Origin of the sequence: Mycolicibacter heraklionensis (assembly GCF_001021505.1) — a bacterium.
In the GTDB taxonomy this organism is placed as follows: domain Bacteria; phylum Actinomycetota; class Actinomycetes; order Mycobacteriales; family Mycobacteriaceae; genus Mycobacterium; species Mycobacterium heraklionense.
In genome coordinates this window covers 36,151-59,429 of record NZ_LDPO01000019.1, presented here as the reverse complement: position 1 = coordinate 59,429, position 23,279 = coordinate 36,151, and the positions used below count along the sequence as shown (strand labels likewise).

General features: G+C 67.1%; 16 protein-coding genes. 8 read left to right on the top strand and 8 right to left on the bottom strand.

What is annotated here, in order from left to right; translation table 11 throughout:
- Positions 1-58 precede the first annotated feature (58 nt).
- The 3 genes from ABW16_RS18725 to ABW16_RS18715 all read left to right on the top strand — a co-directional run bounded on the left by ABW16_RS18725 (position 59) and on the right by ABW16_RS18715 (position 2,649).
- Positions 59-391 carry a heme-binding protein gene (locus ABW16_RS18725; protein ID WP_230987263.1) on the top strand — a complete coding sequence of 111 codons (333 nt, stop codon included), beginning with the start codon at positions 59-61 and terminating at the stop codon, positions 389-391.
- A gap of 9 nt (positions 392-400) precedes the next feature.
- On the top strand, positions 401-1,675 hold the full coding sequence (locus ABW16_RS18720) for a hypothetical protein (protein WP_047320699.1): 1,275 nt from the start codon (positions 401-403) through the stop codon (positions 1,673-1,675).
- A gap of 95 nt (positions 1,676-1,770) precedes the next feature.
- A complete protein-coding gene (locus ABW16_RS18715) occupies positions 1,771-2,649 on the top strand; it encodes an alpha/beta hydrolase (RefSeq protein WP_047320698.1) in 879 nt (292 codons plus the stop codon).
- On the opposite strand, the gene ABW16_RS26225 is transcribed toward ABW16_RS18715, so the two are convergent.
- From ABW16_RS26225 to hsaA, 4 genes are all read right to left on the bottom strand, one after another.
- Positions 2,621-2,803 (bottom strand): hypothetical protein, encoded by a 183-nt coding sequence (locus ABW16_RS26225; RefSeq protein ID WP_131721523.1) that lies wholly within the window; start codon positions 2,801-2,803, stop codon positions 2,621-2,623. The two genes, ABW16_RS18715 and ABW16_RS26225, sit on opposite strands and share 29 nt — an antisense overlap.
- Before the next feature lie 96 nt (positions 2,804-2,899).
- Positions 2,900-3,451 carry a 3-hydroxy-9,10-secoandrosta-1,3,5(10)-triene-9,17-dione monooxygenase reductase subunit gene (gene hsaB / locus ABW16_RS18710; RefSeq protein WP_200900690.1) on the bottom strand — a complete coding sequence of 184 codons (552 nt, stop codon included), beginning with the start codon at positions 3,449-3,451 and terminating at the stop codon, positions 2,900-2,902.
- Between the two features lie 20 nt (positions 3,452-3,471).
- On the bottom strand, positions 3,472-4,371 hold the full coding sequence (gene hsaC / locus ABW16_RS18705) for an iron-dependent extradiol dioxygenase HsaC (protein ID WP_047320696.1): 900 nt from the start codon (positions 4,369-4,371) through the stop codon (positions 3,472-3,474).
- A gap of 14 nt (positions 4,372-4,385) precedes the next feature.
- Positions 4,386-5,576 (bottom strand): 3-hydroxy-9,10-secoandrosta-1,3,5(10)-triene-9,17-dione monooxygenase oxygenase subunit, encoded by a 1,191-nt coding sequence (hsaA, locus tag ABW16_RS18700; RefSeq protein ID WP_047320695.1) that lies wholly within the window; start codon positions 5,574-5,576, stop codon positions 4,386-4,388.
- A gap of 173 nt (positions 5,577-5,749) precedes the next feature.
- Between hsaA and ABW16_RS18695 the strand changes: the two genes are divergently transcribed.
- Together ABW16_RS18695 and ABW16_RS18690 are read left to right on the top strand one after the other, a co-directional pair.
- Positions 5,750-6,838 (top strand): ferredoxin--NADP reductase, encoded by a 1,089-nt coding sequence (locus tag ABW16_RS18695; protein ID WP_109519672.1) that lies wholly within the window; start codon positions 5,750-5,752, stop codon positions 6,836-6,838.
- A gap of 23 nt (positions 6,839-6,861) precedes the next feature.
- Positions 6,862-7,419: a hypothetical protein gene (locus ABW16_RS18690; RefSeq protein ID WP_047320693.1), complete on the top strand. Its 558-nt coding sequence runs from the start codon at positions 6,862-6,864 to the stop codon at positions 7,417-7,419.
- Positions 7,420-7,425: 6 nt separating this feature from the next.
- On the opposite strand, the gene ABW16_RS18685 is transcribed toward ABW16_RS18690, so the two are convergent.
- From ABW16_RS18685 to glgX, 4 genes are all read right to left on the bottom strand, one after another.
- Entirely contained in the window at positions 7,426-11,529 is a 4,104-nt protein-coding gene (locus ABW16_RS18685) for a bifunctional nitrate reductase/sulfite reductase flavoprotein subunit alpha (protein ID WP_047320727.1), read from the bottom strand.
- A 230-nt stretch (positions 11,530-11,759) separates the two neighbouring features.
- The gene (gene treZ, locus ABW16_RS18680; RefSeq protein ID WP_047320692.1) at positions 11,760-13,502 is read right to left on the bottom strand and encodes a malto-oligosyltrehalose trehalohydrolase; all 1,743 of its coding nucleotides are present in this window, start codon (positions 13,500-13,502) and stop codon (positions 11,760-11,762) included.
- The gene (treY, locus tag ABW16_RS18675) at positions 13,495-15,792 is read right to left on the bottom strand and encodes a malto-oligosyltrehalose synthase (protein WP_047320691.1); all 2,298 of its coding nucleotides are present in this window, start codon (positions 15,790-15,792) and stop codon (positions 13,495-13,497) included. Before treY ends, treZ begins: the two co-directional genes overlap by 8 nt.
- Before the next feature lie 3 nt (positions 15,793-15,795).
- On the bottom strand, positions 15,796-17,934 hold the full coding sequence (gene glgX / locus ABW16_RS18670; protein WP_047320690.1) for a glycogen debranching protein GlgX: 2,139 nt from the start codon (positions 17,932-17,934) through the stop codon (positions 15,796-15,798).
- A 144-nt stretch (positions 17,935-18,078) separates the two neighbouring features.
- Between glgX and malQ the strand changes: the two genes are divergently transcribed.
- The 3 genes from malQ to ABW16_RS18655 are packed head-to-tail and all read left to right on the top strand — an operon-like array spanning position 18,079 to position 23,264.
- Positions 18,079-20,079, top strand: a complete 2,001-nt coding sequence (malQ, locus tag ABW16_RS18665; RefSeq protein ID WP_047320689.1) for a 4-alpha-glucanotransferase — start codon at positions 18,079-18,081, stop codon at positions 20,077-20,079.
- A 30-nt stretch (positions 20,080-20,109) separates the two neighbouring features.
- Positions 20,110-21,909, top strand: a complete 1,800-nt coding sequence (gene treS / locus ABW16_RS18660; RefSeq protein WP_047320688.1) for a maltose alpha-D-glucosyltransferase — start codon at positions 20,110-20,112, stop codon at positions 21,907-21,909.
- Positions 21,906-23,264 carry a maltokinase N-terminal cap-like domain-containing protein gene (locus ABW16_RS18655; RefSeq protein WP_047320687.1) on the top strand — a complete coding sequence of 453 codons (1,359 nt, stop codon included), beginning with the start codon at positions 21,906-21,908 and terminating at the stop codon, positions 23,262-23,264. The genes treS and ABW16_RS18655 overlap by 4 nt, the downstream gene beginning before the upstream one ends.
- Positions 23,265-23,279: the final 15 nt, after the last annotated feature.

Below are 23,279 nucleotides of genomic sequence, written 5' to 3'. Positions count from 1 at the left end.
TCGAGGCTCGCTGAACCGCCTCGCGCTCGGCGCGGCAGCCGTCGGCATCCTTGGTGCGGTGGCCGCATCGACGCTGACGACCAGCACGCCGGCCGACGCCGCACCCGCCGCCTGCACGGCCGCCGGGCTCGCCAGCACTGCCAGTGGCGTGCTGAGCCAGGCCGGTGGATTCCTCAGCGAGCACCCCGAGGCCAACGACGTGCTGACCTCGGCGGCCACCATGCCCGCGGAGCAGGCCAAGTCCTCGGTGCAGGGCTACTTCATCGGCCACCTCGACCAGCTGTCGACCCTGCAGGGCATCGCCCAGCCGCTCACCGACCTGAAGAGCCAGTGCGGGATCGCGGTCTCGCCGACCCAGCTGGCCACGCTGCTGGAGACCGTCAGCAAGTAGGTCCGGGCCATGGCCCTGGTGATCAGTGACCACGAACGGGCCGCGCTGGCGCAGGCGACCGGTTTCGGGCTGTTCGCCGCGATCACCGGACGCCGGTCACGGCGCTTCCCGGTGGGCGGCGCCATTCCGGCCGGTGCGCTGGCCTACACCAGCCGCCGTCCGGTGCAGCCGCTGTCCGAGGTGGAACGGGCGCTGCTGCTGTCGCTGATGGCCGGCGTCACCGGGTGGCACGACGGCATCGCGCACCATCCCCGCTACGCCCCGGCGCTGCCGAGCTACCCCGGCAGCGCCACCGGGCGGGCCATGCCGTCGGCGGCGGGCTTTCACACCAGCCAACTGTTCTTCACCGACGACTCCGGCTGCTACCTGCTGCCCACGCGCGACCAGGAACCGAGAGCGTTCGACACCATCGAAGAATGGATCGGCCACACCGCCGATTCCTATGTGCGACTTTCGGATACCCGCCTGGAGCTGCCCGCCGAAGAGCCCTACATGGAGGGTCACAACACCTGGATCGGCAACCACCCCGGCAGCCTGCTGGCATTCAACGTGGCCGACTTGGCCGAGCACCTGCTGGAGAATCTGTGGTTCTTCGCCGCCAACGGCTATCCGGTCCGCGATGACGTCAACGGCCGCGACATCCCGGGAGTGCAAGCGTTCTCCGGTTTGGCGCATGCCGACGATCCCATACCGCTGTCGTTCGTGGAGCAGTACACCCTCACCGAGGCCAGCGCCGAGTTGTCCATCGCGGCCCACAATGGGGCGCTGGGCTTGCAGGCGATGGGCTTGGGCGGCTGGATCTTCGACGGCCTGGACCGGCTGTCGGTGCTGGGCGGCTCCGGTGACCCGCGAGCACCCGGACTGGGATTCGTCGCCGACACCGATCCGCGCTGGCCGTTCCCGAATGTCACCGGGTTACCCGGCCACTTCGAAACGCTCAGCCCGCCGCATGTCGCCTCCGTTGCCGAGGGCGTGCGCAAGCTGATCGCCCGGAAGTTCGGTCCGGGTGGACCGTCCCACCGTGATACGCCAGGTCCGTGGTCGGACAGTCCGGCCGTGCGCGGTTCGGCGCTGGCACCGGACGGCATCGCCGAACTGGTCACCTGCGAGGCGTCCTACATCTACGACACCTTCGGCAAGCTGCCCGGCACCGTCCCGACCGTGCACGTGCTGATGTACTTGCAGGCCCAGCACCTGGACACCGACTTCTACGACGAGTTCTACTCCCCCGGCGCGTATCTGCGCACCCACGCCGAGCACCAGCGATGCTGGCACGGCTCATGATCGCCGGCGAACGCCTGCGCTGAGGGTGTAAGCCAGCCCCGGGCGCCAGTCGATTCGGGCGACGTCAGCGCCGGAGGTCAGCTAGATTGCGGTCCATGAAGCGAGCGGATGTCACCTTCCTCTCCGCTGGAACGCCTTGCGCGGGCTGGCTCTATCGCCCGAGCGATGCCTCCGGCGACATCCCCTGCGTCGTGATGGCTCACGGCTTCGGGCTGACGCGCCACGATGGACTGCCCGGCTACGCCGAGGCGCTGGCGCAAGCCGGCGTCGCGGTGCTCGTCTATGACCACCGCTTTCTGGGCGATTCGAACGGCGAACCCCGGCAACGTATTCGAACCTCAGAGCAGCTCGAGGACCGGTTGGCAGCTATTGCCTTCGCACGAACCCTCGATGGCGTTGATCCCGACCAAATCATCCTGTGGGGCTACTCGCTGAGCGGTGGCACCGCGGTGGAGGCAGCCGTCACCGATCAGCGTGTGGCGGGCGCGATCCTGCTCTGCCCCTTCCTCGACGGCAGATGGCGGACAGTCCACGGGCTGCGAAACCAGCCCGGCAATGCACTGTGGCTGATGGTCCAGGCGATGCGAGATGCGCTGGTACCGGTGGCCGGCGCCCCGGGGGACCACGCCGGACTCACCTTCCCCGGTGAGTTGGAGGGATTTCTGTCGGTGGTGACACCCGGTTGGCGCAACGAAGTGCATGCCGGCCTGGCACTGCCGTTACCGCTGTGGCGTCCGGTCACGCAGGCGGCAAAGCTCACCTGCCCGGTGCTGATTCAGGCCGGCGACAGAGACATCACGGTGTCAGCGCGGGCCATCGATCGCCTCGCCCAGCGGGCGCCACGGGCGACCCGGAAGAACTACGACGTCGATCACTTCGAACCGTTCGTCAGCAGCCGTTCAACCCAGATCATCGCCGATCAGGTCGGCTGGCTGCTGGCACGGCTCACGATCGCCGGCGAACCACCGCGCTGACGAGGTAGGCGTGAGCCACTGCCAACAACGCGAACTTGCCGAGTGCAGCACCGCGGGCAAGCCGGGCATTGGTGTCGACGTCGACGCCGTCGAGCACCAGCATCACAACGCTGTAGCCGACATATACCGCCGCCGACCAGCCAAGTCGCTTCACCGGGTGGACGTCAGGCGCCAGCCCACCCCGCGAGTGTGAATCTCACGACGCGACACGCCGCGCCGGCGTCGCCGGATTCACACTCGTCGGCAGAAATTACAGCCAGGTGTCGTCGGTGGTGGCGGTGAGGAACGCCTCCAGGTCGTCGCGCCAGTGCGCCGGAGTGGTCTTGTCCGGCTCGATGCCGGTGTAGTCGCCGCGGTAGAACAGCAGCGGCCGCGGCTTCACCTCCGGCACGTCCGAAAGGGACTGCACCGCACCGAATACCACGAAGTGGTCGCCCCCGTCGTGCACCGAAGCGACCGTGCAGTCGATGTGGGCCAGCGACCGGGCCAGGATCGGCGACCCCAGCGGTGACGGCTCCCAGTCCACGCCGGCGAACTTGTCCGGCTCGCGGGAGCCGAAGCGGGCGCAGACATCCTTCTGCTCCTCGGCCAAGATGTTGACGCAGAACTTTCCGCTGGACTCGATGGCCTGCCAGGACCGCGACTGCTTGGTCGGGCAGAACAGCACCAGCGGCGGGTCCAGCGACAGCGCGGCGAACGACTGGCAGGCGAACCCGACCGGCACATCGTCATCCACGGTGGTGATGATCGTGATACCGGTGCAGAACTGGCCGAGCACGTTGCGGAACGCACGCGGGTCGATCGGTAGGTCGTCGGTCACCGCTACTGCATACCCACGGTGAAGTCATGCCCCCACAGGCTGACCGCGGTGCTCTCCCGAGCCACCCAGTCATCGTCGTCGACCTCGAGACCCTCGCAGCCGAACTCGATCTGAAAACCGCTGGGCGCCTTCATGTAAAACGACAGCATCTTATCGTTGACGTGCCGGCCCAGGGTGGCGGCCATCGGCACCTTGCGGCGGTAGGCGCGGTCCAGGCAGAGCCCGACGTCGTCCGCGCTCTCCACTTCGACCATCAGGTGCACGATTCCGGTCGGAGTCGGCATGGGCAGGAAGGCCAGGCTGTGGTGGCGCGGGTTGCAGCCGAAGAACCGCAGCCAGGCCGGGTCGCCGTCGGCGGGCCGGCCGACCATCTGCGGGGGCAGCCGCATCGAATCGCGCAGTTTGAAGCCGAGCACATCGCGGTAGAAGTGCAGCGCCTCGGCGTCGTCCTTGGTCGACAGCACCACGTGACCCAGGCCCTGCTCTTCGGTGACGAACCGGTGACCGTAGGGGCTGACCACCCGCCGATGCTGCAGCGCCACTCCGTGGAAGACCTCCAGGTGATTGCCGGACGGGTCGTCGAACGCGATCATCTCCTGGACGCTGCGCTCGGCCAACTCGGCCGCGGTGGCTTCCTTGTAGGGCGTGCCCTCGGCGTCCAGACGCTGCCGAATCTCGGCCAGCCCTTCGGCGTTGGCGCATTCCCAACCGGATACCAGCAGCCGGTCGGTGTCACCCGGCACGACTACCAGCCGGGCGGGGAACTCGTCCATCCGCAGGTACAGCGCACCGTCGGTCGCACCGGAGCCCTCGACCATGCCGAGGACCTTCAACCCGAAGTCCCGCCAGGCCGCCATGTCGGTGGCCTGGATCCGCAGGTAGCCCAGCGAACGGATACTCATCAGCCAGCCTCCGATCAGACCATGGTGTCGCCGGGAGGCAACCCGAACTCGTGATTGCCGAAGATCAGGTAGGCGCGCTCCGGGTCGTTGGCCGCGTGCACCCGACCCGCATGCGCGTCGCGCCAGAACCGCTGCACCGGAGCGTCGTTGGACAGCGCGGTGGCGCCGGCCGCCTCGAACAGCCGGTCGATGGAGGCGATGGCCCGGCCGGTGGCTCGCACCTGGTCACGCCGGGCCCGGGCCCGCAGCTCGAACGGAATCTCCTGGCCGGCGGCCAGCAGCGCGTACTCGTCGCCGACGTTGCCGATCAGCTGACGCCAGCCGGCGTCGATGTCACTGGCGGCCTCGGCGATCCGGACTTTGGCGAACGGGTCGTCCTTGGCCTTCTCGCCGGCGAATGCCGCGCGCACCCGCTTGCCCTGGTGCTCGACGTGCGCCTGGTAGGCGCCGTAGGCCATACCCATGATCGGCGTCGAGATGGTGGTGGGGTGGATGGTGCCCCACGGCATCTTGTAGACCGGCGCGGTGTTGGTCTGGTAGCCGCCGGCGGTGCCGTCGTTCATGGCCCGGTAGGACAGGAAGCGGTGCCGCGGCACGAACGCGTCCTTGACCACCACGGTGTTGCTGCCGGTGCCGCGCAGCCCGACCACGTGCCAGACGTCGTCGATGCGGTAGTCGGAGATCGGGATCAGGAAGCTGCCGAAGTCCACCGGCTTGCCGTCCTTGATCACCGGGCCACCCAGGAACGCCCAGGTGGCGTGGTCACATCCCGACGACCAGTTCCACGAACCGTTGACGATGTAGCCGTCGGCGGTCTCGGTGACCACACCGGCGCCCATCGGCGCGTAGGACGAGGAGATCCGGACGTTGGTGTCCTCACCCCAGACGTCTTCCTGGGCCTGCTGGTCGAACAGCGCCAGGTGCCAGTTGTGCACGCCGATGATCCCGGCGACCCAACCGGTGGAGCCGCAGGCACTGGCCAGCCGGCGCACCGCCTCGTAGAAAAGGGTGGGGTCGCACTGCATGCCGCCCCACTGCTCGGGCTGCAGCAGCCGGAAGAAGCCGATGTCCTCGAGCGCCTTGACGTTGGCGTCGGGCAGCTTGCGGAGGTCTTCGGTCTCCTGGGCGCGGTCACGCAACTGCGGCAGAAGGTCGTCGATGGCGGCCAACACCGACTGCGCGTCACGCTGTTGAATGGACGTCACTAGATTGCCTCCCAGAAGTGAACAGGTTCTTCCGGCCCGTTTTCCAACCAGCCTAGAGTGAGATTAGAACACGTTCCGATTTGTGTCGAGCGGGGTGTTCCTGCAGCTGGTAGCAATACCGGACCACTTTTCTGTAACCTGTTCTAGTTATGACCGAAGATGAAGGGCGGCCCGTGACGGAGACCATTCCGGACGAACCACTCGGCAGTCACGTGCTGGAACTGCAGATCACGGAAGTCGTCACCGAGACCGACGATGCGCGCTCGCTGGTATTCGGCGTGCCGGACGGGCCCGACGACCCGGAGATCCCCGAACAGCGGTTGAAGTACTCGCCGGGCCAGTTCCTGACGCTGCGGATCCCCAGCGACCAGACCGGCTCGGTGGCCCGCTGCTACTCGTTGTGCAGTTCGCCGTTCACCGACGACTCGCTGGCCGTCACCGTCAAGCGGACCGCCGACGGCTACGCATCGAACTGGCTGTGCGACAACGCCCGCCCCGGCATGCGCATTCATGTGCTGGCACCCTCGGGCACCTTCGTGCCCAAGTCACTGGACACCGACTTTCTGCTGCTGGCCGCCGGCAGCGGGATCACCCCGATGATGGCGATCTGCAAGTCGGCGCTGTCGCAGGGCAGCGGCAAGGTGGTGCTGGTCTACGCCAACCGTGACGAGCGGTCGGTGATCTTCGGCGCCGCGCTGCGCGAGCTGGCCGACAAGTACCCCGACCGGCTGACCGTCGTGCACTGGCTGGAGTCGGTCCAGGGCCTGCCCAGCCGCGCGGCGTTGGCCCAGCTGGCCGCCCCCTACACCGACCGCCAGGTCTTCATCTGCGGCCCGGGCCCCTTCATGCAGGCCGCTCGCGAAGCCCTGGATGCCTGCCAGGTCCCGGCCGAGCAGGTCCACCTCGAGGTGTTCAAGTCACTGGACAGCGACCCGTTCGCCGCGGTGAAGATCACCGACGCTCCCGAGGGCGAGCAGGCCGAAGCGCCGGCCACCGTCGTCGTCGAGCTGGACGGCGAAAAGCACGAGCTGGTGTGGCCACGGCACGTCAAGCTGCTCGACCTGCTGCTCGACAAGGGTCTTGACGCCCCGTTCTCCTGCCGGGAGGGCCACTGCGGCGCGTGCGCCTGCGAGCTGAAGAAGGGCAAGGTCAGCATGGAGATCAACGACGTGCTGGAACCCCAGGACCTCGCCGAAGGGCTGATCCTGGCCTGCCAAGCCCATCCCGAGACCGATTCGGTGGAAGTGACCTACGACGAGTGATCCCCGGTCTAGGTTGGTGCGACATGAGACGGTTGCTGATGATCCCGGCGGCCTTGACGCTGCTGGCCGCGCTGATCCCCCCGGCGAGCTCCTCGGCGGCAAGTGACACCAAGACGTCACTGCTCCCGGTCAACGACGCCGACCAGCTGCAGACCCACAGCTGGGTCGACTGCAGCGCGCCGCCACTGTGCCGGTTCACCGTCGGGGTGCAACTGCAGACGCCCGGGGGGCTGGCCGGCTTCCCGCCGGACCTGTGGGCCCGCCAAAGCACTGAGATCCGCTCGTCGAAGCGAACCGCCTACCTCGATGTGCACACCGACGGCGGTGAAGGCTGGTTCAAGGACCGCGGCGGCCCGGGAACCAAGGTGTTCAAGGACGGCACCGGCGCGGTGATCCAATCGATGTACTACGGCGAGGGCCCGCCGGAGAAATACCAGACCAACGGCAGCATCGACGTGCTGGAATACTCCACCGGCCGTCCCAAGACCGACGCCAATGTGATCGTCTGCACCCACGTGCAGGTGGTGTACAGCGGGGTCAACCTGACCACGCCGTCCACCTGCGCGCAGACGGTGTTCTAAGGCGGCTCAGTACACGTCGCGCTGGTAGCGTCCCGCCGAAGCCAGCGCCCGCACATGGGCCTTCGCGGCATCGTGCTGCAGGCCACCGTGCTGCTCGGCGATCTGCACGACGGTGGCCTCGACTGCCTTCGCCATATGCTGCGCGTCGCCGCAGACGTAGAGATGCGCGCCGTCCTGCAGCCACCGCCACAACTCGGCGCCCCGCGCGCGCATCCGATCCTGCACGTAGATCTTTTCCGGCTGGTCGCGGGAGAAAGCCAAGTCGAGTTCGGTGAGGAAGCCGTCGGCGTGCATCCCGGTGATCTCGTCGCGGTAGTAGAAGTCGGTGGCGGCATGTTGTTCCCCGAAGAACAGCCAGTTTCTTCCGGTGTGGCCGAGCGCGCGCCGCTCATGCAGGAATCCCCGAAACGGCGCGATCCCGGTTCCGGGGCCGACCATGATCATGGGGATGTCCGGCTCGCTCGGCGGCCGGAAGTGGTTGGCCTTCTGCACGAAGATCCCCACCGAGTCCTGAGCAGCGGCGTCGGCGAGATAGGTCGAGCAGACCCCCCGACGGGGGCGCCCCCGGAAGTCGTAGCGCACCGTTGAAACGGTCAGCTGCACTTCGCGAGGATCTTGTTTCGGACTCGACGATATCGAATATAGCCGTGGCTGAAGGGGTTTGAGCACCGCGAGCCACTCGTCGGCGGATACCCGCACTGGAAGCTCGGCCAGCAGGTCGATCTGGTGGCGCCCCCACGCCCACTCGGCGAAGCGAGCCTTGTTCTCCGGCTTGACCAGTTCGGCCAGCTCCGCGCTCCCGCTGCGTTCCGCGACGAACCTCACCAGGTCCGGGTTCAGCCGGGCGATGGCGAACCGCTCCCGCAGTGCGTCACGCAGCGCCATCAGCTGTCCCTCAACGATTTCCACACCGTCGTCGCCGTCCAATCCGGTGACGCGCAGCCATTCGTCGACCAGCTCGCGGTGGTGGCGCGGCCACACGCCCAGGGCATCGCCGGCCTGGTAGTGCAGGGTGTTCTCGGGAAGCGCGAAGGCGAACTTCCGCACATCTTTCGCCGATCCCGGCCCGCTGAGCCGGGTGTTGCCGACCAGAGCGGTGATCAGCGGGTTCTTCTTGCCGTACGGCTGCGGCTCGGGGGTAAGCGGGGCAGCGGGCGCCGCCGGCGCCGGTGGGGCCTCACCTGCGGGCACCGGCGCACGGACCAGGGCCTCGCTGATCGCTTCCAGCCACCCGGCCGCGGCAGCCCCGTAATCGGGCTCGCAGTCGACGCGGTCGACGATGCGGCGCGCGCCGAGTTCGGCGAGGCGGCCGTCGAGTTTGCGCCCGTGCCCGCAGAAGTCGTCGTAGTTGGAGTCGCCCAACGCCAGTACGGCATAGCGGGTGTCGGGCAACCGGGGCGCGCCAGGGCCGTTCAGCGCCTCCCACAGGGCGCAGCCGTTGTCCGGCGGATCACCGTCGCCGGTGGTGCTGGTGACCAGCAACAGCACCGGCGTGCTCGCCAGCTCGGCCGGCGGGAAGTCGTCCATGCCGTACAGGGTGACCGCCACGCCCCTCTCGCCCAGTCTGGCCGCACACATTTCCGCGGCTTCCTCGGCGGTGCCGGTCTGCGACGCCCACAGCACGACGACGGGAGTGGCCTTCGCCCCGCCGTCCGGCGCCGGCGACGGCGGTTGCGGAAGCGCCGGATCCGGTTGCACGGTGGCGCCCGGTTGCGTGCTGCGCGAGAACAATCCGGCCAGCACACCGTCGACCCACATCCGCGCATCGGCATCCAACGGGGCGCTCAGCGGCAGCGTCGGCACTCCGGCGGCGCTGCGACCGGCCTCGGTGCGCAACGCCGTCACCAGTCCGCCCAGATAGCGCCGCTGCGACGAGTCGAATTGCGGTGCTTCGACATCGGCGGCGATCCCGAACAGCTCGGTCAGGGCGTCAACCTTCGACAAGTAGCTCTCCTCCCCTTCCGGTGGCGCTTCGACCTCGTCGGCCGGCTGCTTGGCGACCTTGACCAGGGTGACCGCACACGCCTTGTACTCCGGCTGTTGCGAGGTCGGGTCGACGGCGTCATTGGTGACGGCGTTGATCGACAGGTACTCACCGAACGCGTCATTCCAGTGGAACGGTGCGAAGCAGTTCCCCGGCCGCACCCGGTCGGTGACCACCGCCGGCAGCACGGCGCGGCCCCGGCGCGAGGCGATCTCCACCGGGTCGTCGTCGACGACGCCCAGCCGGACGGCGTCGTCGGGGTGGATCTCCACGAACGGGCCCGGGTTGAGCTTGTTGAGCTTGGCGACCTTTCCGGTCTTGGTCATGGTGTGCCACTGATGCGGCAGCCGTCCGGTGTTGAGCAGGAACGGATAATCGTCATCGGGCATCTCGTCGGGCAGTAGATGCGGCCGCGCGAAGAAGACCGCTCGGCCGGACTCGGTCGCGAACGCCAATCGCGGCACACTGCCGTCCTCCCGGACCAGCTGTGTCTGACTGGCCCCGTCGTTGAGGTAACGGATCGGGTGGCGGTCGCAGCCGCTCCCCGGCGGGCAAGGCCACTGGATCGGGTTCTGGCGCAACCGCTCATAGCTGATGCCGCGCAGGTCGTAGCCGGTCTTCGGATTGTGGAACCGCTTGATCTCTTCGAACACCTCCTTGGCGCTCGAGTAGTCGAACGCCTGGGCGTATCCCATCTCCGCTGCGACGCGGGCGATGATCTGCCAGTCCGGCAGCGATTGCCCGACCGGGTCGACCGCCTGCTGAAAGAGCGTGAGATTGCGCTCGGAGTTGACCATCACCCCGTCGCACTCGCTCCACAGCGCCGCCGGCAGCAGCACGTCGGCGTAGGCGTTGGTCTCGGTCTCGGCGAACGCATCCTGGGCGATCACCAACTCGGCCCGTTCCAGCCCTTCCAGCACAGTCTTGCGATTGGCCACTGTCGCAACCGGATTGGTGCAGATGATCCAACACGCCTTGATCTGGCCATCGGCCATCCGAGAGAACATGTCGATGGTGCCGGCACCCACCTCGGTGCGCAGCGAGCCACGCGGAACACCCCAGATGTCCTCGACGAATTCACGGTCGTCGGCAGAGACGACGCTGCGCTGGCCGGGCAGCCCCGGGCCCATGTAACCCATTTCCCGGCCACCCATCGCATTGGGCTGGCCGGTCAGAGAGAACGGCCCGCTGCCGGTCTTGCAGATGGCGCCGGTGGCCAGGTGCAGGTTGCAGATGGCGTTGGTGTTCCAGGTTCCGTGGGTGCTCTGGTTGAGCCCCATTGTCCAGCAGCTCATCCAGTTGCCCGCCTCGCCGATCCACGCTGCGGCGGTGCGGATGTCGGCCTCGGGGATTCCGGTGAGCTCGGCCACCGCCTCCGGCGTGAATTGTTCGAGGAAGCTGGGCATGACGTCCCAGCCCTGGGTGTACTCGGCGATGAACTCCTCGTCGGTGTGACCGTTTGCGACGATCAGATGCAGCAGCCCGTTGAGCAGCGCCAGATCGGTTCCGGGCGCGATCTGTAAGAACAGGTCGGCTTTCTCCGCGGTGGCACTGCGGCGCGGGTCGACGACGATCAGCTTGGCACCGGCCTTGACCCGGTCCATCATCCGCAGGAACAGAATCGGGTGGCAGTCGGCCATATTGGCGCCGATGACGAAGAACACGTCGGCGTGATCGAAGTCCTGGTAGGAGCCGGGCGGTCCGTCGGCGCCGAGTGACTGCTTGTAACCGCTGCCTGCGCTGGCCATACACAGCCGCGAGTTGGACTCGATCTGGTTGGTGCCGATGAAGCCCTTGGCGAGCTTGTTCGCCAGGTACTGGGCCTCCAGCGACATCTGGCCGGAGACGTAGAGCGCTACGGCGTCGGGTCCGTGCTCGTTGATGATCGCCCGCAGCCGGGCGGCGCAGTGCGTGATGGCGGCACCGGCATCGGTCGGCTCGGCGGGCTCGTCGCGTCCGGGCCGCACGAATGCCGACTCCATCCGGCCCGGCGCGGCGAGCAGATCCGCGGTGGTGGCTCCCTTGGTGCACAACCGGCCGAAGTTGGTCGGGTGGGACTTGTCGCCGGCAGATTTGGCCACCCGCCGGCGTCCGGTGGCCGCATCGGTCTCGACCTGCAGCACCATGCCGCAGCCGACCCCGCAGTAGGCGCACAGGGTGGTGACGGCCTCTGCACGCTGGGAGTCGTCTTGCGCGGGCACGGAAGGTCACCTCCTGCGGTTGCGGGCCTTGCCGTCACCCTGCCGCGCGCAGGTTTCAAGATCATTTCGGGACCATTACCACGGGTTGCGATATTCCTGCAGGGTTGCTGACCATGGGTGACGCCGACTGCAATCGCGGACCGGTGTTGCGCGAATCACTCCCCGGCCAAGGACTCCTGAGCCTGGCGTAGGACCGCGAACGAATGTCCCGGTAACAGTGTGGTGTCGGTGTCAACCCGTGGTGTTCCCCAGGCCAGCACCGGCTCGCCGTCGAACGGCACGCTCGCCGCGGTCTCGCTGAGGTTGCAGACCAGCAGAAGCGGACCGCGGCGCATGGCGAACCAGCGCGCGTCCTCGTCGTAGTCGATCGTGAGTTGGCTCAACCACGGCCCGGCCGGACCGATTTCAGCGCGCAGCCCGATCAGCGCCTGGTAGACGCCCAGCAGCTCTCGGTGGCGTTGCTCCGCGAGCTCGCCCCAGGCCAGCTTGGACCGCTGGAAGGTTTCGGGGTCCTGCGGGTCCGGGATCTCGTCGGCGTTCCAGCCGTGCTCGGCGAACTCGGCCTTGCGGCCTTCGGCGGTGGCGCGCGCCACCTGCGGATCCTCGTGCGAACTGAAGAACTGAAACGGGGTGAGTGCGCCCCATTCCTCGCCCATGAAAAGCATTGCGGTGTAGGGCGAGAGCAGTACCAGTGCGGCCTTTATCGCGAGCTGTCCGGCGGTCAGGTTCTGCGAGGGTCGGTCGCCGAGCGCTCGGTTGCCGACCTGATCGTGGGTGCACGTGTAGGCCAACAAGCGGGTCGCCGGAATCTGCGAGATCGGCAGCGGACGACCGTGGCGCCGGCGGCGAAACGACGAATAGGTGGCCGCATGGAAAAAGCCGTTACGCAACGTGGTCGCCAAGGTGGCCATGCTGCCGAAGTCGGCGTAATAGCCTTGCCGCTCACCGGATACCGCGGTGTGGATGGCGTGGTGGATGTCGTCGTCCCATTGCGCGGTCATCCCGTAGCCACCGTCTTCGCGACGGGCGATGGTCCGTGGGTCGTTGCGGTCGCTTTCCGCGATGAGCGACAGCGGCCGGCCCAACTGCGCAGCGAGCGTGTCGGTTTCGGCAGCCAGCTCCTCGAGAATATTGATCGCGGTGGTGTCCACCAGCGCATGCACGGCATCCAGCCGTAGGCCGTCGACATGGAAGACACGCATCCAGCGCAGCGCACAGTCGATGATGTAGCGGCGCACTTCGTCGGAGTCGGCGCCGTCGATGTTGACGGCATTGCCCCACGGGTTACGTGCCTCCGACAGATACGGTCCGAAGCGCGGAAGATAATTCCCGGACGGGCCGAGGTGGTTGAACACGGCGTCGACCAGCACCCCCAGGCCGCGGTTGTGGCAGGCATCGACAAAGCGCGCCAACCCATTCGGGCCGCCATAGGGCTCATGCACCGCGTACCACAGCACGCCGTCGTACCCCCAGCCGTGCGGACCGGAGAAGGCATTGACCGGCATCAGCTCCACAAAATCGACACCCAAGTCGACCAGGTGATCCAGCTTCTCGATGGCGGAATCGAAGGTGCCCGCAGGAGTGAATGTGCCGACGTGCAGTTCATAGATCACCGCGCCTTCGACCGGCCGCCCTGCCCAGTCGTCGTCGGTCCAAGTCAGGCTGCCCTCGTCCCACACCGCCGAACGCGCGTGCACGCCCTCGGGCTGGCGGGCCGACCTCGGATCCGGCAGCACCTGCGGGTCGTCGTCGAGCAGATACCCGTAGCGGGCATCAGGCGCCACGTCGAGCGTTGTCCGCCACCACCCACCACCCGAACGGGCCATCGGGTGCGCCACCCCCTCGACGTCGAGGGCGACGACTGCCGGCGTTGGCGCCCAGACGGCGAAGTCAGTCATCGATACGCTCCAGCAGCGCAACCGGTAGTTCGGCGAACAACTCGACAGCCGGCACCGGTCCACTGTGCCTGACGCCGGAGAGCGCGTCGGACCAGGTGCCCGGCGGCAGTGCGACGGCGGTATCGCGCCATCCGGTGCCCTGCAGGCGCACCGTCCACCGGCTGACCGCCACCACGACGTCATCGCCGCGGCGAAACGCCACGACATGTTCCGACGCCGGACCGGACGCCAGCACCGGGCGGTAACCACCGTGCAGGAAGGTGGCGGGCCGGGCTCGTCGCATCTGCAACGCGGTAGCGACCACTGCCATCTTCGGGTGGCGCAAAGAGGTGAGCGCTTCACGGCGCGCGCCGTAGTCGACAGGCCGCCGGTTGTCCGGGTCGACCAAGCTGTCGTCGCACAGTTCAGTGCCCTGGTAGACGTCCGGGATGCCGGGGACGGTCAGGGCCACCAGTTTCTGACCCAGGATGTCGCTGTCGATGTGCGGTGCGAGTTCGGCGACGAGCTCCGTCAGTTCTTGCGCGATAGGCCCATCCAGGATGTCGTCGAGCCAACGATGCAGTGCGCTCTCGAACTCTGTGTCGGGGTCGTGCCACGATGTCCGCCGGTCCGCTTCGCGAGCCGCCTTTTCGGCATAGGCGTGCAGTCGCTCCCGCAGCGTGGTGGTCACCCGACCGTCGAGTGGCCAGACACCGAAAATGTTCTGCCACAGGAAAAGTCCGGTAGCCAGGTCGGGTGACGGCGCCCTGGATTCCCAACGGGCGACGAACTCCGCCCACAACGACGGCACCTGCGACAACACGCCGATACGCGCCCGTACATCCTCGCCGCGTTTGGTGTCGTGGGTGGACAGCGTGGTCATGGTGTGCGGCCAGTGCCGTGCCCTGGTGGCGGCCCGGTGATGAAACTCCGCCGATCCCACACCGAAATACCGCGGATTGCCGCCGACCTCGTTGAGCGACACCAGCCTTGCGTCCCGGTAGAACAGGCAGTCTTCGGTTGCCTTGGCGGTCACCGCCCCGCACAGCTGTTGCAACCGCACCGCGGCTTCGCCGTCGTCGGCGATCGCAGCCGCGACCAGCTCAAGCGGCTCGTCGAGTTCCGGCCGCTCGGCGTGAGTTTGCGCCAGCGCCACCGGCAGTATCGCGGCCAAGCCGGGATAGTCGCTGCGATAGACACCGACCTGACCGAGCAGAGCCACGACGGCATCGGGCAACAGCGGATGTTCGGCGCCGGTAGCGCTCACCACACAGCGGCACAGTCGCGCCAGCTCGCTGCCCAACGTCTCGGCAGCCGCGCTCTCCTTCTGTTCGGCCAGCAGGACCGGCATCGCGCGATAGTCGACCCCGGTGGTTTCGAACAGCTCGGTCAACGCCGGCTCGCCAGTGGGGTCGATGAACAGCCCGCCGATCTCCCGCAGGGCGTCGTAACCGGTCGAGCCGGCTACCGGGAGGCTCGGTTCGAGCGACTCATCAACGGCCAGAATCTTTTCGACGACGATCCAGGCGTCAGGCCCGATCAGCGCGCGCAGCCGCTCCAGATATCCCTGCGGATCCGACAGCCCGTCCGGGTGATCGACCCGCACGCCGTCGACCAGCCGGGCGTCGAACCAGCGGGCCGGCTCGGCGTGCCAGGCCTCGAAAACGGTCCGATCCTCTTGGCGCAGGCCGGCCAGCGATGTGATCGAAAAGAAGCGGCGGTATCCGCAGATACCGTTGCGCCAGCCGACCAACCGATAGTGCTGGCGATCGTGGACTTGGGCGCCGCTGCCGCTGCCGGTTCCGGGCGAGATCGGAAACACCAGATCACCCAGCCGCAGTGTGTCGCCGTCGACCGCCAGGTCAGCGACATCGTGGTCAGATCCCAGTACCGGCAGAATGATTCGGCCGTCACCGAGTTCCCAATCGATGTCGAAGTATGCGGCGTATCGCGATGCCCGGCCATGCTTGAGCACATCCCACCACCACGGGTTCTGCTCCGGTCTGGCCACCCCGACATGGTTGGGCACGATGTCGATGACCAGACCCATTCCGCGTGCGCGCGCGGCCGCCGACAGCCGCGCCAAACCCTCGGCGCCACCCAGTTCGGCAGACACCGTGGTGGGATCAACCACGTCGTAACCGTGGGTCGATCCGCGTACCGCGGTCAGCACGGGTGAGAGATAGAGGTGCGAAACGCCGAGTGCGTCGAAGTAGTCGAGCAGTTCCTCGGCGTCGGCGAAGGTGAACGCGAAGCCGCTTTCCGCGCCCCGCAGCTGTAACCGATATGTGGACAGCACCGGGAGGGCCATTCCTCAGCGCACTTTCCGCAGGACGAGCAGCGAACGTCCGACAACGGGTAGCTCGCCCCCGGCATGCACAGCCTGCTCAGCCCTGGAAGCCGGCTCCGCGGTGTCCAATTCGACGGTCCATTCCTGCGCGTAATCTTTTCCGGGGACGGCAAACTCGACCGACTCCTGATGCGCATTGAAGCACAGCAGGAACGAGTCATCCACCACCCGCTGACCGCGCATATCAGGCTCGCGGATCGCCTCACCGTTGAGGAAGACCATGATGCACTTGTCGAAGCCGTTGTCCCAATCGTCTTGGCTCATCTCCTGGCCGGCGGAGGTGAACCACGCGATGTCGCCGATCTCGTCGTCGTGGCGCACCGGGCGGCCCTCGAAGAACCGCCGTCGGCGAAACACCGGATGCTCTTTGCGAAGCTGCGTCACTTGGCGGGTGAAGGCCAGCAGATCGGCATTCGTGTCGGCCAGCGACCAGTCCATCCAGGCGAGTTCGGAGTCCTGACAGTAGGCGTTGTTGTTGCCCTGCTGAGTGCGGCCCAGTTCGTCACCGTGCGCGATCATCGGTGTGCCTTGGGACAGCAGCAGGGTGGCCAGCATGTTGCGCATCTGCCGTGCCCGCAGTTTCTGGACTTCCGGGTCATCGGTGGGGCCTTCGACTCCGCAGTTCCACGACCGGTTGTGGCTCTCGCCGTCGGTGTTGTCGTCGCCGTTGGCCTCGTTGTGCTTGTCGTTGTAGGAGACCAGGTCATGCAACGTGAATCCGTCATGGGCGACCACGAAGTTGATGCTGGCGCCGGGCCGCCGCCCGGTGGCCTCGTAGAGGTCTGACGAACCGGTGAGCCGGGAGGCGAACTCCCCCAGCGTCTCCGGCTCGCCACGCCAGTAATCACGGACGGTGTCCCGGTACTTGCCGTTCCATTCGGTCCACAGTCCGGGAAAATTGCCGACCTGATAGCCGCCTTCACCGACGTCCCACGGCTCGGCGATCAACTTGACCTGACTGACCACCGGGTCCTGCTGGATCAGGTCGAAAAATGCCGAAAGGCGGTCCACGTCATAGAATTCGCGGGCCAACGTCGAGGCCAGGTCGAAGCGAAACCCGTCGACGTGCATCTCGGTCACCCAGTACCGCAGTGAGTCCATGATCAGCTGCAGGGCATGCGGATGGCGCGCGTTGAGGCTGTTGCCGGTGCCGGTGTAGTCCATGTACATGCTTCGGTCGTCGTCGACGAGCCGGTAGTAGGCGGCGTTGTCGATTCCCCGGAAGTTGATGGTCGGGCCGAGGTGGTTGCCCTCGGCGGTGTGGTTGTAGACCACGTCGAGGATCACCTCGATGCCGGCTTCGTGGAAGGTGCGCACCATGGTCTTGAATTCCGCGACCGCCGCCCCCGGCTGCCGATTTGCCGCGTACTGACTGTGCGGGGCGAAGAACCCGAAAGTGTTGTAGCCCCAATAGTTCCGCAGTCCCATCTCCAGCAGGCGGTCGTCGTGCATGAACTGGTGTACCGGCATCAGCTCGACAGCTGTCACGCCCAGTGCCACAAGGTGGTCGATGACGACCGGGTGGGCCAAACCGGCATAGGTGCCGCGCAGTTCCTCGGGGATGTCCGGATGAGTCTGCGTCATGCCCTTGACGTGGGTCTCGTAGATGATGGTCTCGTTGTACGGAGTCTTGGGCGGCCGATCAGTTGCCCAGTCGAAGTACGGGTTGATCACCACGCTGGTCATGGTGTGCCCAAGCGAGTCGACCCTCGGCAGCGTGTCGGCCCGTGGCGGTTCCTCACCGGCTGCCATGTCGTAGGAGAACAGCGCCTGATTGGAGTCGAAGTCGCCGGTGAACGCCCTGCCGTACGGGTCCAGCAACAGTTTGCTGGGATCACAGCGATGTCCCGCCGGCGGGTCGAACGGCCCGTGTACCCGGAAGCCGTAGTTCTGTCCCGGCGACACCGTCGGCAGGTAGGCGTGCCAGACGTAGCCGTCCACCTCCTCGAGCGGGACGCAGGTCTGGTCGCCGTCGTCATCGATCAGGCACAGGTCGACGCTCTCCGCGATCTCCGAGAAGAGGGCGAAGTTGGTTCCCCCACCGTCGTAGCTGGCACCGAGCGGGGCGCTGTTGCCCGGCCAGACGGTGTGCGTAACGCTCATACTCACCCAACCTCGTCAGGACTTTCGATTCCACGCACCTTTGCCGGTGCTGGCTACCCGCCTGCCGGACGGTCAAACTATGGCCGCCTACGACATTACGGTGGCCGTTGTTGAAACGCCCCCGACGCGGGTATAGACGTTGTCGTGGTGGCTGATGACCTGCGCCGGCTGGCAACGGCACACGGCGTGGCGACCGCCTACCGCAACGAACGGCGCGAGTTGGTGCAGGTCGACACCGACGTCGTGGTCCGGGTGCTTCGGCTGCTCGAAGTCGAGGCCGGCAACGAAGCCGACCGTCGTCGTGAGTTGGCCAGGCTGAACGAACGCCGGCGTGCGGGTGCGGCGCCACCCACGGCCGCCGTCCGGGTGACCGGACTGCCCCTGTCGTTCCCGGGGGCCACCGCGGTGCTGAGCGAGGACGGCGAGCGCACGGTGGTGCGCGATGAACTGCCCGCCGAGCTGGCTGCGGGCTGGTACCGACTTCAGCTGCGCAATGGCCAGGAAGTCACGCTGGTGGCGGCTCCCGCCCGGGTGCCGCAGGCGCCGGCCACGTGGGGATGGATGCTGCAGTTGTACGCGTTGCGGTCCGCGCGCTCCTGGGGCATCGGCGACCTGTCAGACCTGCGGGATTGGGTGGCCTGGACTGCCACCGAACACGGCGCCGGTGCGGTCCTGCTCAATCCGCTGCACGCGCCGGGTCCGACGCATCCGGTGCAGCCGTCGCCGTATACGCCGTCGAGCCGGCGGTTTGCCAACCCGCTGGCACTGAGCATCGTCGACCTCGCCGCCTACCACCGCGCCGATCCGGACACCCGGGCGGAAGTCGACGCGCTACGGGTGGCTGCGGACACCGCGCGAATCGACTACGACCTGGTCTGGGCGGCCAAACGCGCGGCCCTGGAGTTGCTCTGGCGTGCCGAGGGTCGCCCCTGCCCCGTTGACGAGTCGTCGGAGAACAGGGCGTTGCGCGACTGGGCGACCTACTGCGCGCTGGCTGAACGACATGGCGGGCGGTGGTCGAGTTGGCCGGCGCCGCTGCGCGACGCAACCGGATCCGCGGTGGCGGCGGCGCGCCGAGAGCTCGCGCCGCGGGTCGCGTTCCATGCCTGGGTGCAGCAGCGCTGCGCGGAGCAGCTGCTGGCGGTCCAGGCCGCCGCCAAAGACTCCGGCATGGCGCTGGGGGTGCTGCATGACCTGGCAGTCGGCGTCGACGGCGATGGCGCCGATGCCTGGGCCCTGGCCGACGTGCTGGCCGTGCAGGCCAGTGTCGGTGCGCCTCCGGACACCTTCAGCCCCCGGGGCCAGGACTGGCGGCTACCGCCCTGGCGGCCGGACCGCTTGGCGGCCACCGGCTACACCGCGGTCCGCGACATGCTGCGGGCCGTGCTGGCCCACGCGGATGGTGTGCGCATCGACCACGTCGCCGGCTTGTGGCGGCTGTGGTGGATCCCACCCGGTGAGAGCCCCGATCGCGGTACCTACGTGCACTACGACGCCGACGTCATGCTCGCGGTTCTGGCGCTGGAGGCGCATCGCGCCAACGCGGTCGTCATCGGCGAGGACCTGGGAACCGTCGAACCGGAAGTCACCCGGGCACTGGCCGACAACGGAATGCTGGGCTGCGCGGTCTCCTGGTTCACCCGCGATGAGTCGACCCCCGGCCAGCCGTTGCTTCCGCCGGCGAAGTGGCCATCGCGGGTGGCCGCCAGCATTTCCACCCACGACCTGCCCACCGCGGCCGGGTTCTTCCGCGCCGAGCATGTGCGGGCACGCGCCACCCGGGGGCTGCTCGACGACGTGGCGGCCGCGCAGGCCGCCGCCGACAAAGAACGCGCCGAGTGGCTCGCGCTGCTGCGTTCCGAAGGGCTGCTGGGGCCCGAGGACACCGGGGCGCCGGATGAGCAGACGATCATCGACGCCCTGCACCGATTTCTGGCGGCCACCCCGAGCCGGCTGAAGCTGGTCTCCCCTTACGACGTGCTGGCCGAGCCGTGTCAGCCCAACCTGCCCGGCACCGTCGACCAATACCCGAACTGGCGGCTGCCGCTGCCCCAACCTCTTGAGCAGCTGCAAGCCGACCCGAGGATCGCCCGCATCGCGGCGTTGTTCTCGCCCGACGAAGGTCACGAAACATCCGGCAGGTAATCACGTGCGGAATGGGGTACAAGTCGAGATATGGCCATCGACGCTCACCACGAATTTGGTCAGGACCCACCAGACCCCGCATCGGGTAGCCATGTCGAGGACGGCATCGTCGAGCACCCGAGCGCAGACGACTTCGGCGATGCCGCGGCACTGCCTGCGGACCCCGTCTGGTTCAAACGTGCGGTGTTCTACGAGGTGCTGGTCCGGGCGTTCTACGACTCCAACGGCGACGGCATCGGTGACCTGCGCGGCCTGACCGAGCAGCTGGACTACCTGCAGTGGCTCGGCGTCGACTGCCTGTGGCTGCCGCCGTTCTACGACTCGCCGCTGCGCGACGGCGGCTACGACATCCGGGACTTCTACAAGGTTTTGCCGGAGTTCGGCACCGTCGATGACTTCGTCGAACTGCTCGACGCTGCGCACCGACGGGGCATCCGGGTCATCACCGACCTGGTGATGAACCACACCTCCGACAGCCATCCGTGGTTTCAACAGTCGCGCCAGGACCCGGACGGCCCGCACGGCGACTACTACGTGTGGAGCGACACCAGCGAGCGGTACGCCGACGCACGGATCATCTTCGTCGACACCGAAGAGTCCAACTGGACCTTTGACCCGGTTCGCCGCCAGTTCTATTGGCACCGGTTCTTCTCCCACCAGCCCGACCTGAACTACGACAACCCGGCGGTGCAGGAGGCCATGATCGACGTGCTGCGGTTCTGGCTGAACCTCGGCATCGACGGTTTTCGTTTGGACGCGGTGCCGTACCTGTTCGAGAGAGAGGGAACCAATTGCGAAAACCTGCCCGAGACACATGATTTCCTGAAACGCTGCCGCAAGGTTGTCGACGACGAGTTCCCCGGCGCGGTGCTGCTGGCCGAGGCCAATCAATGGCCCACCGACGTGGTCGAATATTTCGGCGATCCCGACACCGGCGGCGACGAATGCCACATGGCATTCCACTTCCCGCTGATGCCACGCATTTTCATGGCGGTGCGCCGCGAGTCACGCTTCCCGATTTCAGAGATCATGGCGCAGACTCCGCCGATCCCGCATCTGGCGCAGTGGGGAATCTTCCTGCGCAACCATGACGAGTTGACCTTGGAGATGGTCACCGACGACGAGCGCGACTATATGTACGCCGAATACGCGAAAGACCCGCGGATGAAGGCGAATGTGGGGATCCGGCGCCGGCTGGCTCCACTGCTGGACAAAGACCGCAACCAGATCGAGCTGTTCACCGCCCTGTTGCTGTCGTTGCCCGGCTCCCCGATCCTCTACTACGGTGACGAGATAGGCATGGGGGACATCATCTGGCTGGGCGACCGGGACGCGGTGCGCACCCCGATGCAGTGGACACCCGACCGCAATGCCGGTTTCTCGACCGCGAACCCCGGTCGCCTCTATTTGCCGCCCATTCAAGACGCGGTCTACGGCCATCAGTCGGTCAACGTCGAATCGCAACGCGACACCTCGACGTCGTTGCTCAACTGGACCCGCACCATGCTCGCCATCCGGCGCCGTTATGAGGCTTTCGCCCTTGGCGGGTTCCGGGAATTGGGAGGGTCCAATCCGTCAGTGCTGGCTTACGTGCGGGAGATCTCGGGCGACGAGGGGAACACCGTCTTGTGCGTCAACAACCTGTCCCGGTTTCCGCAGCCGATCGAATTGAATCTGCAGCACTGGGACGGCCATACGCCGGTGGAACTCACCGGGTCCGTGGAATTTCCCCGAATCGGAAAACTCCCATACCTGCTCACGCTGCCCGGGCACGGCTTCTACTGGTTTCAGCTGTGCGAGCCATGCGAGTCGAAGGAGGACATGTCATGACTGGTGGCACCGGCGAACCAGCGGGCCTGCCGTGGGCGGAATGGCTACCGACCCGACGCTGGTACGCGGGACGGAATCGGCAACTGAGGAACGCAGATTCCGTTGTGGTGCAGGAGCTGGGTGACGGGCTGCAGCTGGTGCTGATCGATGTCGGCTACACCGACGGCACCGCCGATCGCTACCAGGTGATAGTCGCCTGGGACGTGGACCTGGCGCCGGAATACGCCCAGATCGCGATGATCGGAACCCATGCGGGCCACACCGCCTATGACGCGCTGTATGACGCCGCGACCACCCGAGTCTTGTTGTCACTGATCGATTCGTCGGCCCAGCGGGGCGACGTCACGTTCGCACCGGAGCCGGGGGCAGCGCTGCCGGTCCGGGCCGACTCTCGCGTATCGGAAGCCGAGCAGAGCAACACCAGCGTCATCGTCGAGGAGAAAGTGGTCCTCAAGGTGTTCCGGCGACCCAGAGACGGCATCAATCCGGACATCGAGCTCAACGCGGCGCTGGGCCGGGCCGCCAACCCCCACGTGCCGCGGCTGTTGGGCTCCTACCGGATCGAGTTACCGGGCGACTCCGGCGTGCTCACCTACGCACTGGGCATGGTCAGCGAATACGCGATGAACTCCGCCGAAGGCTGGGCGATGGCGACCGCGAGTGTGCGCGATCTGTTCGCCGAAGCCGACCTGTACGCCTACGAAGTAGGCGGCGACTTCGCCGGCGAGTCGTACCGGCTCGGTGAGGCTGTCGCGTCGGTGCACCGGACACTCGCCGAAAGCCTGGGGACGTCGGAGTCGGTCTTCCCGGCGCAGACGCTGCTGTCGCGGCTGGCGGCGACGGCGGAGACGGTGCCCGAGCTGCGCCCCCACATGGCTGCGATCGAACAACGATTCGCGGCGCTGGCCGACGAGAAGATCACGGTGCAGCGAGTCCACGGCGACTTGCATCTGGGTCAGGTGCTGCGTACCCCGAACGGGTGGCTGCTGATCGATTTCGAAGGCGAGCCCGGCGCGCCGTTGTCGGAGCGTCGGAGGCCGGACTCGCCGCTGCGAGATGTCGCGGGGGTGCTGCGGTCCTACGAGTACGCCGCGTACGGGAAACTGGCCGACGTGTCGCGTGATGGCCACGACCGGCAACTGGCCACCCGCGCCCGCGAGTGGCTGGACCGCTGCCGCAGCGCCTTCTGTGAGGGCTATGGGGCCGAATCTGGCGCCGACCCGCGTGAGAGCGCCGCGTTACTGGCCGCCTACGAAGTGGACAAGGCGGTCTATGAGGCCGGCTACGAGGCCCGCCACCGGCCGGCCTGGCTGCCCATTCCGCTGCGGGCGCTGACTCGGCTGACCGCCGCCTGACACCGCGTCGCAGCC